This window comes from Pseudoxanthomonas sp. PXM01 (assembly GCF_014851815.1).
Taxonomy (GTDB): domain Bacteria; phylum Pseudomonadota; class Gammaproteobacteria; order Xanthomonadales; family Xanthomonadaceae; genus Pseudoxanthomonas_A.
The window spans coordinates 188,905-203,258 of sequence record NZ_JACVAJ010000001.1; the positions used below are offsets into that span (position 1 = coordinate 188,905).

Consider the following 14,354-nt stretch of genomic DNA (forward strand, 5'->3'; position numbering starts at 1 on the left):
GTGCTCCTCAGACGCCGTTGAAGCTGGCGGCCAGCGAACCGACGATCAGCACCCAGCCGTCCACCAGCACGAACAGCAGGATCTTGAACGGCGCGGACACCAGCATCGGCGACAGCATCATCATGCCCATCGACATCAGCACGCTGGCCACGACCAGGTCGATGATCACGAAAGGAATGAAGATCAGGAAGCCGATCTCGAACGCGGTCTTCAGTTCGCTGGTGATGAAGGACGCGACGACGATCGGGAACGGCACGGCATCCGGGCCGTTGTAGCTGCCGTGTCCGGCCAGGCCGGCGAACGTCATCAGGTCGGTCTCGCGGACCTGGGCCAGCATGAAGTCGCGCAGCGGGCCGGTGGTCAGCGTCCACGCGGTGGAGAAATCGATCTGGCCGTTGAGATAGGGTGCCATGCCTTCGGCCCATGCCTTTTCACCGACGGGCATCATCACCAGCATGGTGAGGAACAGCGCCAGGCCCACCAGCACCTGGTTGGACGGCGTCTGGCCGGTGCCGAGCGCCTGCCGCAGCAGGCCGAGCACGATGATGATGCGGGTGAACGCCGTCATCGCCAGCAGCGCGGACGGGATCAGCGTGATCGCCGTCATCAGCAGCAGCGTCTGCAGCGGCAGGCTGACGGTGTTGTCGCCGACCTGACCCACATTGACCTTCGGCATGGTCGGCAACGTCGGTGCGGTCGGCGCCGCAGGCGCCGCAGCGGCGGGCGCGGCTGCCGGCGCGGTCGCGGCCTGCGCAAAGGCCAGGGTCGGCGCGGCCAGCCACAGCAGGCAGATCAGGGAGAGGAGGAAGCGACGCATCTCAGGACTCTTTGCGCAGGCGCTTGGCCAGCAGTTCGGCGAAGTTGGGCATCGTCGGCGCGGGCGCGACGACCAGGGGTTCGGGCAGGGTATGCAGGGCGGTGATGCCGCCGGCGGTCACGCCGATCAGCAACTGCTCCTTGCCGACCTCGATCACCATCACGCGCTCCTTGGCACCGACCGACAGCATCGACACCACGCGCAGCTGTTCGCTGGGACGGATGCCGAGGCCGCCACCGGGCAGGCGCTTCAGCAGCCAGGCCAGACCGAGGATCAGGCCCAGCACCAGGATCAGGCCGACCAGCGCGCCGCCGATACCGGGCGTGGACGGTGCGTGCTGGCCGATCTTCTGTGCGGGTGCCGCGGCGGTGGCGAGCAGGGCGAAGGCGTGCATGGCGATCGGCTCAGCGCAGGCGGCGGATGCGTTCGCTGGGGCTGACCACGTCGGTCAGGCGCACGCCGAAACGGTCGTTGACCACCACGACTTCGCCGTGGGCGATCAGCGTGCCGTTGACGAACACGTCCAGCGGTTCGCCGGCGCCACGCTCCAGTTCCACCACCGAGCCCTGGTTGAGCTGCAGCAGGTTGCGGATGGGCATGCGCGTGCGGCCGACTTCCAGCGACAGCGTCACCGGCACGTCGAGGATGACGTCCAGGCTCATGTCCATGTCGTTGCCGACGTGGGCGCCGTTGCCGGCAAGCTCGGTGTCGCCGAAGGCGGTGGCGAGGGCTTCTTCGTTCTCGGGAATCATGGCGTGGCGTCCTGGAAGGCGACGGGTGCAAGGGTGGGGCGGGCGTTCGCGGTCTGCTGGTGGCGGCCGCCGGGCGGATGGTGGGCGATGATCTTCACGGCGTTCTGCCCGTTGGAAATGCCGAACTCGCCGGTGAAGACGGGCACCTGCTCGACGCACACCGGTACGGCCTTGGGCACGTCGATGGGCAGGATGTCGCCGACTTTCAGGCGGGTCAGTTCGCGCAGGTTGATGCGCTTCTCGGCCAGCACGCTGGAGACGGTGACTTCGGCGGTGCGCAGCTGTTCGTGCATCGTCAGGCGGAAGCTGTCGTCGTCGTGCACGCGATCGGACTGGATGCCGGCATCGAGCAGTTCGCGGATCGGTTCCAGCATGGAATAGGGCAGGGTGACGTGCAGGTCGCCGCCGCCGCCGTCCAGCTCCACGTGGAAGCGGCTGACCACGACGTACTCGCGCGGGCTGACGATGTTGGCGAAGTGCGGATTGACCTCGCTGGTGATGTACTCGAAGTCCACCGGCATGACCGGTGCCCACGCGTCGATCAGGTCGGCGAAGGTCTGCTTCAGCAGCAGCTGGATCACCCGCATCTCGGTGGCGGTGAACTCGCGGCCTTCGATCTTGGCCGGGTAGCGGCCATCGCCGCCGAAGAAGTTGTCCACCATGGTGAACACCAGCTTCGGTTCGAACACGATCAGGCCCACGCCGCGCAGCGGCTTGAACTTGACCAGGTTGAGGTTGGTGGGCACGTACAGCGAATGCAGATAGTCGCTGAACTTGACGGTCTCGATGCCGCGCACCGACAGTTCCGCCGAGCGGCGCAGCAGGTTGAACAGGCCGATGCGCCACGTGCGCACGAAGCGCTCGTTGATCATCTCCAGCGTCGGCAGCCGGCCGCGCACGATGCGGTCCTGGCTGGCGAAATCGTAGGTCCGCGCCACGGTGGGATCGTGCGGCGGCTCTTCGGTCTCGATCGCACCGGTGTCGACGCCGTTGAGCAGGGCGTCGATCTCGTCTTGCGACAGCAGGTCACTGGTCATCATGGCGGCGGGGTTCCGTCACTGCATCACGAAGCTGGTGAACAGGAGCGACTCGGCAGCGGGCTTGCCGGTCTCGGCGACGAGCAGCGCCTTCACTTCGCCGAGCGCGGCGTTCTGCAGACGCTCCTTGCCCTCGCGCGACATCAGGCTGGTGGCGTCCTGCTGGGCGAACAGCATCAGCAGGCGGGCGCGGATGGCCGGCGCATGCAACTGGATGGCGGTCAGCGCCTCGGGATCGCGCGTCATCAGCTGCACTTCCACCTGCAGATAGCGTGCGCCGCCGGCTTCACCGACGAGGTTGACGACGAAGGGCGGCTCCAGCGCGAAGTACTGGGCGGGCGCGGGCACCTGGCCGGGCTTCTTGGCCTCGGGTGCGTCGGCGGCTGCTTCCTTCGTGCCATGGTTGGCGAAGTACCAGGCGCCGCCGCCAGCGGCACCGGCCGCGATGACGGCCACCAGGCCAATGGTCAGCAGCGACTTGCCGCCCTTCGGCTTGTCGCCCTTGTCGGCCTTGGATTTGCTTGCGGTCTTGTCGGCGGCTGCCACGGCGGTGGATCTCCTGAGGGGTCAGCCCAGGTGATGCAAGCGGTGTGCCGCGCCGGGAGGAAGGGCCCGACGGAGTTTTGACGGCGCTTCAGCCGGCAGGATGTCCGGTGTGGGAGCGACGTAAGTCGCGATGGTGTGACCGATAGCCTGGGTCCCGATAGGGCCAGGACGTTTGCAGCTGGCATTCGCGACTTACGTCGCTCCCACACCTGCCGTCAGGAACCATCACGCGTACGCGTCCACCAGCCCGCGCGCCGTCATGCGGACGCTGCGCGGCGCTTCGGAGACCGGCTCGCTGGCGTCGCCGCTGCCATCACCGGTGGGCGAACCGCCCCCCTGCGACGGTGGGGCGTGCTGCTGGCCGACGTCGGCGTGGGCCAGCTGGAAGCCGTGCTGGCCCAGCATGTCGCGCAGACGGGGCAGGCTGCTTTCCAGCGCCTGCCGGACGTCGGCCTGGGCGCTGGCGAAGTCGGCGTGGATGCGGTCGCCTTCCAGGCGCAGGCGGATCTCCACCGTGCCCAGGTCGTTCGGGGTGACCTTGATGTGGGCGTGGCCGATCTTCTGGTCGGCCATCCAGCGCACGGCATCGCCGATGTCCTCGTCGAAGTGGCCGCCCTGCAGGTCGGCGCTCGGCGCTTCCATCGCGTTGACGGTCTCGGTGCGCGACAGGCCCAGCGCCTGGTTCGAGGCACCCACACCGGCCAGCAGGTTGCCGGTCGGTGCGGGCGCGTCGCCGTCCTCGTTGCGGAAGGCGTCGACGAGGTCGCGGCCCAGGTTGATCGCGTCCGGCACCGCCGCCGCCACCTGGCCGGTCGCCAGGTGGGTGGCGAACGACAGCAGGTTCTGCAGCGGCGCCTTGGCCTCGCTCGCGTTCGGCGCTGGCGTCGCCGCCGTGTCGGTTGAGGCGGCCTGCGCGCCGTCGCCGGTCGTGTCGATCACCACCGCCGCACGGCCGCCGGCCAGCAGGGCATCGGAGGCGAGGGGCGTGTTGGGCGCGGGCTGGGCGCCACCGAGCAGGGGATTGCCGAAGGGATCGGTCAGCGCCGCGGCCGCCGCATCCGCAGGCAGAGCGGACGCGATCGGGGGCAGTTCCATCAGGATGGGCGGCACGGCGGAGGTGGCGATGGCGTCCTCGGACTTGTCATCCTCGGTACGAGCCTCGTCCTGTTTGCCGGCGACGGCCCTGTCGGGCCGCTGCCGCACGGATTCCTTCGTTTCGCCGTTGCGCGGGTTCGTCGTGCGCGGCGCGTCGTCGCGCCGGGCGGGGCGGCGCACCAGGTCGTCGAATGCGGTCTTCTTCGCGGGTTCCTCGCTGGTGGCGTTGCTGCCTGCCGCCGTCGGCGGCGGCTTCACGGCGAAGGTGAGGGCGGAGGTCGGCGACGGCATCAGGCGTCCTCGTTCTCTCGCGTGGTCGCGGCCAGGCGTGCGCGGCGGGCGCCTACGTCGTCCATCTCGCGTTGGTCGCGGCGATCGACGATCAGCTTTTCCTGCACGCGGTAGCTGGCGGCCAGCTGTTCCAGCACCTGCTTGTCGCGGCTGGCCAGCAGCAGGCGGTCGCGTTCGATGTCGACGCTGGCGCGGCTGCGGTCCACGTTCTGCAATTGCTGCTTGAGCGCCTGGTCGATGCGGTCGAGGAACGCGCGGCGATTGGCCAGCTGTGCCGGACTGGTGGCGGCCATCTGGCTGTTGGCGTAGTCCTCGGCGTACTGGCGCAGCTCCTCCAGCCGGGATTCGTGCTGCGCCAGCGTGTTCTGGCGGTCGGCCAGGTCGCGGGCGACGGAATCTTCGTGCTCCTGTGCGCGGCGCAGCAGCGGGTCGATTCGGCGGGATTGCATCATGGCGCGGGGTTCCTTGCGTTACTGCGGGCCGGTCGGCAGCGGGATGCCGACGGGGGCGTTGCGTTGGATCAGGGATTCCAGGGCGGCACGGCTGCTCGGCAGGTCGGCGGCGCGCGCCACGTCCTGGCCGAGGAACTCGACGATCTCCGGCCAGCGCTCCAGCGCTTCGTCGACGGTCGGGTCGTTGCCGCGCTGGTAGGCGCCGATGGCGATCAGGTCGCGGTTGCTGGTGTACGCCGACAGCAGGCGCTTGAGCTTGCGGATGCGGTCGCGCCAGGTTTCGTCGGCGATCTCGGTGACCACGCGGCTGACCGACGACTCCACGTCGATCGCCGGGTACAGGCCGCTGTCGGCGACGCGGCGCGACAGCAGGATGTGGCCGTCGAGAATGGCGCGCGCGGCGTCGGCGATCGGGTCCTGCGGATCGTCGCCTTCGGTCAGTACGGTGTAGAACGCGGTGATGGAGCCTCGCCCCTTGGCGCCGTTGCCGGCACGTTCGACCAGCGCCGGCAGGCGCGCGAACACGGACGGTGGATAACCGCGCGTGGTGGGTGGTTCGCCGACCGACAGGCCGATCTCGCGCTGCGCCTGGGCGAAGCGGGTCAGCGAATCCATCAGCAGCAGCACGTTCAGGCCCTGGTCGCGGAACCACTCGGCGATGGCGGTGGCGCGATAGGCGCCCTGCAGGCGCGCCAGCGGCGGCCGGTCGGCGGGACTGGCGACTACCACGGCACGCGCGAGGCCGGCCGGGCCCAGCGTGGTCTCGACGAAATCGCGGACTTCGCGACCACGTTCGCCGATAAGACCGACCACGATGACGTCGGCGGCGGTGTACTTGGTCATCATGCCCAGCAGCGTGGACTTGCCGACGCCGGAGCCGGCGAACAGGCCGACGCGCTGGCCGCGGCCGATCGGCAGCAGCGCATTGATCGCGCGCACGCCGACATCGAGCGGCTGCGTGATGGGTTCGCGCGAGAGCGGATTGATCGCCATGCCGGCAAGGCTGACCGTGCCTTCGGCGCGGATCGGACCGCGACCGTCGAGCGGCACGCCATCGCTGTCGATCACGCGGCCCAGCAGGCCTTCGCCGACTTCCACGCCGCCGCGGCGGCGCGAGGGCACCACGCGCGCGTTCGGCAGCAGGCCGTGCAGTTCGGCGCTGGGCATCAGGTAGGTACGTTCGCCGGAGAAGCCGACGACTTCGGCGTCCACCCAGCCGCCGTCGACGACTTCGACCTTGCAGGTGGCGCCCATCGGCGCTTCGCAGCCGATCGCTTCCAGGGTCAGGCCGACGGCGCGGCGCAGGATGCCTTCGCGGATCAGGCCGCGTCCGCCGAGTTCGGGATTGATCTGCGACAGCCGCGCCGACAGGCGCAGGTCGCGTGCGGTCAGCCATTCCAGCGGCTGTGCGCTCATGCGCGTGCTCCGCGGTTGAGGACGGTTTCCAGCGCGCCGCGCAGACGCGCTTCCAGCGTGCCGTCGATGCGGACGCTTTCGGCATGTACACGCAGGTCGCCGCGGCTCAGCGACGTGTCCGCAGTCAGGCGGGTGTGGGCCGTCATCGCCAGTACTGGCGTCAGTGCGGCGATGTCGTCGGGGTGCAGGCGCAGTTCGACCTCGCGCTGCGAACCGCCGACCGCATCCAGCGCGCTGGTGGCGAGTTCCTGCAGCAGGACCGGGTCGGTCTGGTAGGCGCGGCCGACCAGCGCGCCGGCGATGCGCACGGCGAGTTCGGACAGCGCGGCGACCACTTCGTTTTCCAGCCGGTCGAGCGGGCGCGAGAAGTTGTCGAGGATGCCTTCCATCTGTGCGGCGAGCCGGCGCACCTCGGCCTGGCCGTGGGAGAAGCCCTCGGCATGGCCTTCGGCGTGGCCGCGCTCGAGCCCTTCGCGGAAGGCAGCTTCCTGGATGGACTGGATCTCCTCCAGCGTCGGCGGCACCAGCGGCGGCGCGTCCTGTTCGGCGACGGCATCGGACAGCACCATGTCGAGCGGTGCGGGCATCCAGCGCAGCGGCGAGGGCGTGCTCATACCATTTCCTCGGCGCTGGCGGTGAGGGCGATGACGCCCTGGTCAGCCAGCCGGCGCACGATGGCGAGGATTTCCTTCTGCGCGCCTTCCACGTCGGACAGGCGCACGGGGCCGCGTGCTTCCATGTCCTCGAGCAGGATCTGCGCGGCGCGCTGGGACATGTTGCGGGTGATCTTTTCCTTCACCTTGGCGTCGGCGCCGCGCAGCGCCAGGCCCAGGCGGTCGTTCGGCACTTCGCGCAGCAACGCCTGCAGTTCGCGGTCGCCGAGGTCGGCCAGGTTGTCGAACACGAACATCAGGTCCTGGATGCGTGCGCCGAGGTCGGCATCGACCTGGGTGATGCTGCCCAGGATCACCTGGTCCTGGCCGGAATCCATGAAGTTGAGGATGTTCGCCGCGACCTTCACGCCGCCGATGCTGGACGCCTTGAGGTTCTGGTTGCCGGCGAACTGGCGCTCCATGATCTCGTTGAGCTCGTTCAGCGCGTTCGGCGGAATGCCGTCCAGCGTGGCGATGCGCAGCAGCACGTCGGTGCGGGTGCGTTCGGCCAGCAGCTTGAGCGTGTCGGCGGCCTGGTCGCTGTCCAGGTGCGCCAGCACGATGGCGATGATCTGCGGATGTTCGTTGCGCACCAGGTCGGCGATCGCGCGCGGGTCCATCCACTTCAGCGTGTCCAGGCCGGTGGTGTTGCGGCCCAGCAGGATGCGGTCGATCAGGCTGCCGGCCTTGTCCTCGCCCAGTGCCTGCACCAGCACCTTGCGCACGTAGTCGTCGGCGCCCATGCCCAGCGAGGTCTGCTTGTCGAGCGCATCGCCGAAGTTGGACATCACCTGCATCACCTGCTCGCGGCTGATGCCGGAGATGGTGGCCATGGCGATGCCGAGCTTCTGCACCTCCTTGGCGTTCATGTGCTTGAGCACTTCGGCGGCGTCTTCCTCGCCCAGCGAGAGCAGCAGCACGGCAGCGCGCTGCACGCCGGTCAGGGCGGCTTCGGGTGCGTTATTCATCGCTGGCCACCCAGTCCTTGACCACTTGCGCGACCTGCTTGGAGTCGGTCTTCACCGCTTCGCGCGCCTGGCGCAGGCGGTCTTCGTAGGCGTCGGAGGGCAGGGCGCGCATCGGCGGCGCGTGCTCGTGCGACAGGGTGGCGACCACGCCGTCGTCGTCGCGGTCGTCGACGATGTCGACATCGATGCCGTCCTCTTCGTCGCGCTTGTGCCTGGCGGCGGGGCTGATGATCTGGCGCATGGCTGGGCGCAGCACGCCGAACAGCAGCACGATGACCACCAGCGCGCCCAGGCCGTAGCGCGCGATGTCGCGCAACATCGGGTTGTGCAGCCACGGGCTTTCCCAGAACGGCACGTCGACCGGGGCTTCGGCTTCGCGCACGAACGGGGCGTTCATGACCGACACCGAGTCGCCGCGGGCGGCGTCGAAGCCGACGGCTTCCTTCACCAGCGCTTCGATGCGGGTCAGCGTGGCGGCGTCCAGCGCGGTCATCACGGCCTTGCCGTTCTCGCCGGTGCGCGGCACGTGGTCGACCAGCACGGCGGCGGTGACGCGGCGCACGCGGCCGGCGGGCTGGCGGGTGTGCTGCAGGGTGCGGTCCATCTCGAAGTTGCGTGTCGCGCTGCTCGCGGTCTCCACCGGCGCGGCGGGATTGGGTGCGGCAGCGGCGGCATTCGGCCCCGGCGGGGTGTTGCTGGTCGCACCCGGCACGCCTTCGGGGCCGGTGCCGGCGTTGGTGGTGTTCTGGCTGATCTGCTCGCTGCGGATCTTGGCCGGATCATTGGCGAAGGTCTCACGGGCTTCCTCGGTGACCGAGAAGTCCATGTCGACGGCGACTTCGGCGTTGACGCGGCCGGGGCCGGTCAGCGGCTCCAGCAGTTCGCGGATGCGGTCGTTGAACGAGGTTTCCAGTTTGCGCACGCGCTCGAACTGCGCGGCGTTGAGCGCGGCCTCGCTGTTCGGATCGCTGATGGTCAGCATGCGGCCGCTCTGGTCGACCACGGTGACGCGCTCGGGCGCCAGGTCGGGGATCGACGACGACACCAGGTGCACGATGGCGTCGACCTGGTTGCGCTCCAGCATGGCGCCGGAGCGCAGGTCCAGCACCACCGACGCGCTGGCCACTTCGCGCTGGCGGGTGAAGGCGGACGGCTTGGGAATGGCGAGGTGGACGCGCGCGTCGCGCACCGGGCGCAGCGTGGTGATGGTGCGGACCAGTTCGGTCTCCAGCGCGTGCTGGTAGCGCGCGTTCTCGACGAACTGGCTGACGCCGAAGCCCGGGTCGCGCTCCATCATCTCGAAACCGAGGCGGCCGCTTTCGGCCAGGCCGGCGCCGGCCAGCTTCAGGCGGGCGTCGTGCAGGTTTTCCTCCGGCACGGAGATCGCGCCGGTGGCCTGGTTGAGCTGGAACGGGATCTGCGCCGCGCGCAGCATGTCGGCTGCTTCGGCGGTGGCCTTGGCGTCCAGCCCGGTGTAGAGCGGGGTGTAGGCCGGCTTCTGCGACCAGAAGAACACCATCATGCCGACCGCGACGGCACCGGCGATCAGCAGCAGCGTGCCCATCTGCTTGAACACGCGCGCGTCCTGGATCTTGGTCAGCGCCGCGCCCGCCTTGTCGGCGGTCAGCGATTCCTTCAGGGCTTCCTTGGACAGCGTGAGGGCCATGGCGACGGGTCGGTTCTAGTGGAGAGGTGGAGGGGCGCCGCGTTACAGCGGCATGTTCATGACGTCCTGGTACGCCTGCACCAGGCGGTTGCGTACTTCCACGGTGGCGCGGAACGCGACCTGCGACTGCTGGGCCGCCACCATCACCCGCGCCAGGTCCGCGCGCGGATCACCCAGTTCGAACGCCTGCGCCAGCGCGCCGGAGGTCTTCTGGGCGTTGTTCACGCCTTCCAGCGCGTTCTGCAGCGTGTCGCCGAAGCTCGGCGCCTTGACGCCCGGCTGCTCCAGTCCCACCCGGTTCGGGGTGAAGGCCCCCGGATTCGGCATCGGCTCGAGCGCGCGGGTACCGACCTGATGCTGGTAACTGCGGATCTGCGAGAGGATGGAGGTGACGTCGGACATGGGCGGGTGCTTCGGTCGTCAGGTGTCTTGCGTGATGTGTTGCAAGACCCGTGCCGGAAACCGCGCCCGCGGCCAGTCAGTTTTCCGTCGCCAGCGCGACTTCTTCGCGCTCGATGCCGTACTTGCGCAGCTTTTCCACCAGCGTGGTGCGGCGCAGGCCGAGCAGCTGGGCCGCGTGGGCGACCACGCCGCCGGCGCGGTCCAGCGCGTCGCGGATCAGGTTCAGTTCGATCTGGGCGATGTGTTCGCGCAGGTCGATGCCGGCTTCCGGCAGGCGGTCGGCCGGCGTCACCGCGGCGGCCACCACGGCCGTCGGCAGTGGTGCGGCGGCGGGCGCGGGCGCCGCGGCGACCGGTACCGGAGTCTCGACGGCCAGCACATCCACGCCTTCAGGCTGGTAGCGCTTGGGCAGGTCGGCCACGCGGACCAGACCACCCGGATGCAGCACGGCGAGGCGCTCGACCAGGTTGGTCAGTTCGCGCACGTTGCCCGGCCATGCGTAGGAACGCAGCGCCTGCAGGGTATCGCTGGCGAAACGCACTTCGCCGCGGCCGGTACGGGACAGCTGCGCCGCGATGGTCATCACCAGGTCGGGCAGGTCCTCGGCGCGCTCGCGCAGCGCCGGCATCTCGATCGGAAACACGTTGAGACGGTAGAACAGGTCCTCGCGGAAGTGGCCGTCGGCGATGCGCGTTTCCAGGTTGCGGTGGGTGGCGGCGATCACGCGGACATTGCAGCGGATGGTCTGGTTGCCGCCGACGCGCTCGAAGCTGCGCTCCTGCAGCACGCGCAGCAGCTTGACCTGCATCGGCAGGCTCATGTCGCCGATCTCGTCCAGCAGCAGGGTGCCGCCCTCGGCCATCTCGAAGCGGCCCTTGCGCGCGGTGAGCGCACCGGTGAACGCGCCTTTCTCGTGGCCGAACAGCTCGCTTTCCAGCAGGTCCGGCGGGATGGCGCCGCAGTTGATGGCCACGAACGGTCCGTCGCGACGCGGCGACTGGTCGTGGATGGCGCGCGAGACGACCTCCTTGCCGGTACCGGATTCGCCCAGCACCAGCACCGTGGTGTCGAAGCTGGCGACCTGCTCGATCATGCGGCGCAGGCGGACGACGGCCGGGCTGTTGCCGGTCGGGCCGCTGGTGCTGCCCTGCTGGGCCTGGTGTTCGGTATCCAGTCGCTTGAGGCTGGCGCGGCGCAGGCAGGCTTCCAGTTGCGCGTGGCGGATCGGGCTTTCCAGTGCCCACACACCGGCCTCGTGCAGGCCATGGGCGGCGGCGAAGCCGGCGGTGTCGCCTTCCAACAGCAGCACCGGCGGCGGCAGCTGGGCCTTGCCCAGCCAGGCGAAGAAGGTGTCGGCGGCCTTCTGGTCGTCGACCGAGCCGACCACCACCGCCAGCCAGTCGTGCTGGCGGGCGCGGCGGACATCCACGTCACCGGCGCTGGAAACCCAGCGGGGCGTCAGGTCCATGAACTCGAGCAGGCCGGCCAGGCGTTCGGCACGGGTAGCGTCGGCGTCGATGACGAGGATGCGGGATTCACTCATGGCGGCTGTCTTTGAATTTTTCGAGGATGGGCAAGACTTCCTGGATGTAGGAAAGCTTGCTGACGAAGTCGTCGGCGCCGGCGCGCATCGCGTGTTCGCGGTGCTCGGCATCGTCGAAATGGCTGGCGATCACGATGAAGGGCGGTGCGTCCTGCGTCTTGATCAGGCGGGTGGCCTGCAGGCCGCCCATCTCCGGCATGGCCAGGTCCATCAGCACCACGTCCGGACGCAGGGTCTCGGAGCGTTCGATGGCTTCCAGGCCATTGCTGGCGCGGCCCACGACGTCCAGCCACTCCACCTTGCGCAGGTGGCGCAGGGCGGCGTTGATGAAACCTTCGTGGTCGTCCACCAGCAGTACGGTGATCTTGCTCATTGCGGTCGTGCTCCGTTATCCAGCCTTGGCCAGGACGGATACGGTAGCGCGTCGGCGTTCCCGGGCGGGAGCGATATCGAGCTGTTCCCGGTACTTCGCCACAGTTCGACGGGCGATGTGGATGCCCTGGCGGGCCAGCAGGCCGGCGATGGCCTCGTCGGCCAGCGGCTTGCCGGCGGGCTCGGAGTCGATCAGGCGGCGCACCATCGCGCGCACGGCCGGGCCGGACACGTTGGCGCCTTCCAGGCGTACGGCGAAGAAGTGCTTCAGCTCGAAGGTGCCGCGCGGGGTCTGCATATACTTGCCGGTGGTGATGCGCGAGATGGTGGACTCGTGCATGCCGATGGCGTCGGCGACTTCCTTCAGCGTCAGCGGGGCCATCGCCTCGTCGCCCTGGGTCAGGAAGCCGGCCTGGCGTTCGACGATGGCGCGTGCGGTGCGCAGCAGGGTGTCGTAGCGGATCGACAGGCCGCGGGTCAGCCAGCGGGCTTCCTGCAGCATTTCACGCAGCTTGACGGCGCCTTCGGACGGCTCGGCCTGGTCCAGCGCCCGTTCCTGCATCGCGTTCACGCGGATGCGCGGCGTGGTGGCCGGGTTCAGCGCGACGCGCCAGGCGCAATCGGCGTGCCAGGCGACCACGTCCGGGACAATGTAGCCGGTCGGCGCGGGGGCCAGCGAGGCGCCCGGACGTGCGTCCAGCGACAGCACCAGGCGCACGCCTTCCATGACCTGGTCGAGATCGAGGTCCAGCAGGCGGGCGAGGGCGTCGTACTCGTGGGCGGCCAGCAGCGCCATGCCGTCGGTGACGATGCGGTGGGCGACATGGCGGGCCGGCACGCGGCCCTGCAGGCAGTCCAGCTGGACCTGCAGGCATTCGCGCACGTCGGCCGCGGTCAGGCCGGGGAATTCGCCGCGCAGCAGGCGGTCGCGCAGGGCGAGTGCCGCGTCGGTGGTCAGGTCGAAACGGGCCGAGGCCAGCAGCGCCAGCGCATCGGGTGCCTGCTCCAGGTAACCGGCGTCGTTGGTGTGCTCCAGCCAGAAGGCGACCACGTCGAGCGCGCGGTCGTCCAGTTCCAGCGCGAGGCGGTCGAGCACGCGCACGTGCGGATCGCTGGACTCGCCGGCCTCCACGCGCTGCATGCGGTCGTCGTCGCCGTCCTGCCAGTTGGCGCCGGGCACGTCCCACAGGTTGGATTCGGGCAGTTCGTCGAAGGCTGCGGTTTCGAGGGCGGCGGCTTCCTGCGCCGGCAGCACCTCGATGTCGCCGGCCTGGTCGGCGTCCTGCACCTCTTCCACTTCCAGCAGCGGATTCAGGTCCAGCGCGCGGCGCACTTCCATCTCCAGCTGCAGGCCATCCAGCTGCAGCAGCCGGATCGACTGCAGCAGTTGCGGCGTCAGGTGGAGCTGCTGCCCGAGTTGGGTGGAAAGTCCCGTCTTCATTCGCGTGGTCCCCGATTCGATGGCGTGCCGAGGCGGCTTCACATCGTGTTGACACTTTGCGGGGCGGGTGACGGAAAAAAAATCAGGGCGTTTCTGGTTGTGCTGCGGGCACGCCCCACGCGCCGTCAGGGTTTCCCCTACGACGTCGGTTCAATGGCGGGAATGGGCGCCTGGCGGGGCGCTGCGATCACGGAATTCCGTCACGGAAAGGGCGTCGCCCCCGGAGTACTGCAAGGCTCAGGCCAGTTCGTTCTGGTGGCGCGCGGCCAGCAGCAGCAGATCGTTGGCGCGACGGCAGCCCAGCGACTCCATCATGCGTGCGCGGTGCGTTTCCACCGTCTTGACGCTGATGCCGAGCTGGGCGGCGATTTCCTTGCTGCTCATGCCGCTGCCGAGCTGGCGCAGGATTTCGCGCTGCCGCGGCGACAGCGCCGCGATGCCGGTGGGACGCTGCGGATTGAGCATCGGCGCCAGCATCTTCGACGACACCTGCGGGCTGAGGAACACCTGGCCATTGGCGGCGGCGCGCAGGGCGAGTTCCAGTTCCATCGGCGCGGCTTCCTTCACCACGAAGCCGGCGCAACCACGGTCCAGCGCCACCCGTACCTGGGTGGGATCGTTGTGCATGGACATCATCACCACGCGCGTCTGCGGCAGCGAGTCGCGCAGCAGGGGCAACAGCTCCAGACCGCTGCGATCGGGCAGCGACAGGTCGAGCAGGATCAGGTCGGGGCGATGGATGGCCGCCATGTCCAGCGCCTGTTGCGCATTGCAGGCCTCGGCCACGACATCGACATCGGGCAGCGCCTGCAGCAGGCGTCCGATGCCGGCGCGGACCAGGGTGTGGTCGTCGACGATAAGTACACGCACGGGAGAAATCAGAGGCTGTCGCGTTGCAGGGTC

General features: G+C 69.2%; 16 protein-coding genes. All 16 read right to left on the reverse strand.

What is annotated here, in order from left to right; all coding sequences use genetic code 11:
• Positions 1-7: 7 nt before the first annotated feature.
• Positions 8-817: a flagellar type III secretion system pore protein FliP gene (fliP, locus tag IB230_RS00805; RefSeq protein ID WP_192267807.1), complete on the reverse strand. Its 810-nt coding sequence runs from the start codon at positions 815-817 to the stop codon at positions 8-10.
• Between the two features lies 1 nt (position 818).
• Positions 819-1,211: a flagellar biosynthetic protein FliO gene (gene fliO / locus IB230_RS00810; RefSeq protein WP_192267809.1), complete on the reverse strand. Its 393-nt coding sequence runs from the start codon at positions 1,209-1,211 to the stop codon at positions 819-821.
• 10 nt (positions 1,212-1,221) lie between these two features.
• The gene (gene fliN / locus IB230_RS00815; RefSeq protein ID WP_192267812.1) at positions 1,222-1,569 is read right to left on the reverse strand and encodes a flagellar motor switch protein FliN; all 348 of its coding nucleotides are present in this window, start codon (positions 1,567-1,569) and stop codon (positions 1,222-1,224) included.
• On the reverse strand, positions 1,566-2,609 hold the full coding sequence (fliM, locus tag IB230_RS00820; protein WP_192267814.1) for a flagellar motor switch protein FliM: 1,044 nt from the start codon (positions 2,607-2,609) through the stop codon (positions 1,566-1,568). The genes fliN and fliM overlap by 4 nt, the downstream gene beginning before the upstream one ends.
• 15 nt (positions 2,610-2,624) lie before the next feature.
• Positions 2,625-3,152, reverse strand: a complete 528-nt coding sequence (locus tag IB230_RS00825) for a flagellar basal body-associated FliL family protein (RefSeq protein WP_192267815.1) — start codon at positions 3,150-3,152, stop codon at positions 2,625-2,627.
• Between the two features lie 225 nt (positions 3,153-3,377).
• Entirely contained in the window at positions 3,378-4,538 is a 1,161-nt protein-coding gene (locus tag IB230_RS00830; RefSeq protein WP_192267816.1) for a flagellar hook-length control protein FliK, read from the reverse strand.
• The gene (fliJ, locus tag IB230_RS00835; protein WP_192267817.1) at positions 4,538-4,990 is read right to left on the reverse strand and encodes a flagellar export protein FliJ; all 453 of its coding nucleotides are present in this window, start codon (positions 4,988-4,990) and stop codon (positions 4,538-4,540) included. The genes IB230_RS00830 and fliJ overlap by 1 nt, the downstream gene beginning before the upstream one ends.
• 18 nt (positions 4,991-5,008) lie before the next feature.
• Positions 5,009-6,406 (reverse strand): flagellar protein export ATPase FliI, encoded by a 1,398-nt coding sequence (gene fliI / locus IB230_RS00840; RefSeq protein ID WP_192267818.1) that lies wholly within the window; start codon positions 6,404-6,406, stop codon positions 5,009-5,011.
• Positions 6,403-6,993 carry a FliH/SctL family protein gene (locus IB230_RS00845; RefSeq protein ID WP_225589350.1) on the reverse strand — a complete coding sequence of 197 codons (591 nt, stop codon included), beginning with the start codon at positions 6,991-6,993 and terminating at the stop codon, positions 6,403-6,405. Before IB230_RS00845 ends, fliI begins: the two co-directional genes overlap by 4 nt.
• 23 nt (positions 6,994-7,016) lie before the next feature.
• Positions 7,017-8,003 (reverse strand): flagellar motor switch protein FliG, encoded by a 987-nt coding sequence (gene fliG / locus IB230_RS00850; protein ID WP_192271183.1) that lies wholly within the window; start codon positions 8,001-8,003, stop codon positions 7,017-7,019.
• A gap of 16 nt (positions 8,004-8,019) precedes the next feature.
• Positions 8,020-9,693 carry a flagellar basal-body MS-ring/collar protein FliF gene (gene fliF / locus IB230_RS00855; protein ID WP_192267820.1) on the reverse strand — a complete coding sequence of 558 codons (1,674 nt, stop codon included), beginning with the start codon at positions 9,691-9,693 and terminating at the stop codon, positions 8,020-8,022.
• A 42-nt stretch (positions 9,694-9,735) separates the two neighbouring features.
• The gene (fliE, locus tag IB230_RS00860) at positions 9,736-10,095 is read right to left on the reverse strand and encodes a flagellar hook-basal body complex protein FliE (protein ID WP_192267821.1); all 360 of its coding nucleotides are present in this window, start codon (positions 10,093-10,095) and stop codon (positions 9,736-9,738) included.
• Between the two features lie 76 nt (positions 10,096-10,171).
• Complete coding sequence (locus IB230_RS00865; protein ID WP_192267822.1) at positions 10,172-11,638, reverse strand: sigma-54 dependent transcriptional regulator; 1,467 nt, start codon at positions 11,636-11,638, stop codon at positions 10,172-10,174.
• Positions 11,631-12,011, reverse strand: a complete 381-nt coding sequence (locus IB230_RS00870; protein ID WP_192267824.1) for a response regulator transcription factor — start codon at positions 12,009-12,011, stop codon at positions 11,631-11,633. The genes IB230_RS00865 and IB230_RS00870 overlap by 8 nt, the downstream gene beginning before the upstream one ends.
• Positions 12,012-12,026: 15 nt before the next feature.
• Positions 12,027-13,451: an RNA polymerase factor sigma-54 gene (gene rpoN, locus IB230_RS00875; RefSeq protein WP_192267826.1), complete on the reverse strand. Its 1,425-nt coding sequence runs from the start codon at positions 13,449-13,451 to the stop codon at positions 12,027-12,029.
• Positions 13,452-13,688: 237 nt separating this feature from the next.
• On the reverse strand, positions 13,689-14,321 hold the full coding sequence (locus IB230_RS00880) for a response regulator transcription factor (RefSeq protein ID WP_192267828.1): 633 nt from the start codon (positions 14,319-14,321) through the stop codon (positions 13,689-13,691).
• Positions 14,322-14,354 lie beyond the last annotated feature (33 nt).

Excerpts from the sequence above, each read along its gene's own strand:
- fliJ (WP_192267817.1), bottom strand. The coding sequence starts at position 4,990 with ATGATGCAATCCCGCCGAATCGACCCGCTGCTGCGCCGCGCACAGGAG.
- fliM (WP_192267814.1), bottom strand. The coding sequence starts at position 2,609 with ATGATGACCAGTGACCTGCTGTCGCAAGACGAGATCGACGCCCTGCTC.
- fliN (WP_192267812.1), bottom strand. The coding sequence starts at position 1,569 with ATGATTCCCGAGAACGAAGAAGCCCTCGCCACCGCCTTCGGCGACACC.
- fliF (WP_192267820.1), bottom strand. The coding sequence starts at position 9,693 with ATGGCCCTCACGCTGTCCAAGGAAGCCCTGAAGGAATCGCTGACCGCC.
- IB230_RS00865 (WP_192267822.1), bottom strand. The coding sequence starts at position 11,638 with ATGAGTGAATCCCGCATCCTCGTCATCGACGCCGACGCTACCCGTGCC.
- fliP (WP_192267807.1), bottom strand. The coding sequence starts at position 817 with ATGCGTCGCTTCCTCCTCTCCCTGATCTGCCTGCTGTGGCTGGCCGCG.
- fliI (WP_192267818.1), bottom strand. The coding sequence starts at position 6,406 with ATGAGCGCACAGCCGCTGGAATGGCTGACCGCACGCGACCTGCGCCTG.
- fliE (WP_192267821.1), bottom strand. The coding sequence starts at position 10,095 with ATGTCCGACGTCACCTCCATCCTCTCGCAGATCCGCAGTTACCAGCAT.
- IB230_RS00830 (WP_192267816.1), bottom strand. The coding sequence starts at position 4,538 with ATGCCGTCGCCGACCTCCGCCCTCACCTTCGCCGTGAAGCCGCCGCCG.
- IB230_RS00845 (WP_225589350.1), bottom strand. The coding sequence starts at position 6,993 with ATGCCCGCACCGCTCGACATGGTGCTGTCCGATGCCGTCGCCGAACAG.
- fliO (WP_192267809.1), bottom strand. The coding sequence starts at position 1,211 with ATGCACGCCTTCGCCCTGCTCGCCACCGCCGCGGCACCCGCACAGAAG.
- IB230_RS00870 (WP_192267824.1), bottom strand. The coding sequence starts at position 12,011 with ATGAGCAAGATCACCGTACTGCTGGTGGACGACCACGAAGGTTTCATC.
- rpoN (WP_192267826.1), bottom strand. The coding sequence starts at position 13,451 with ATGAAGACGGGACTTTCCACCCAACTCGGGCAGCAGCTCCACCTGACG.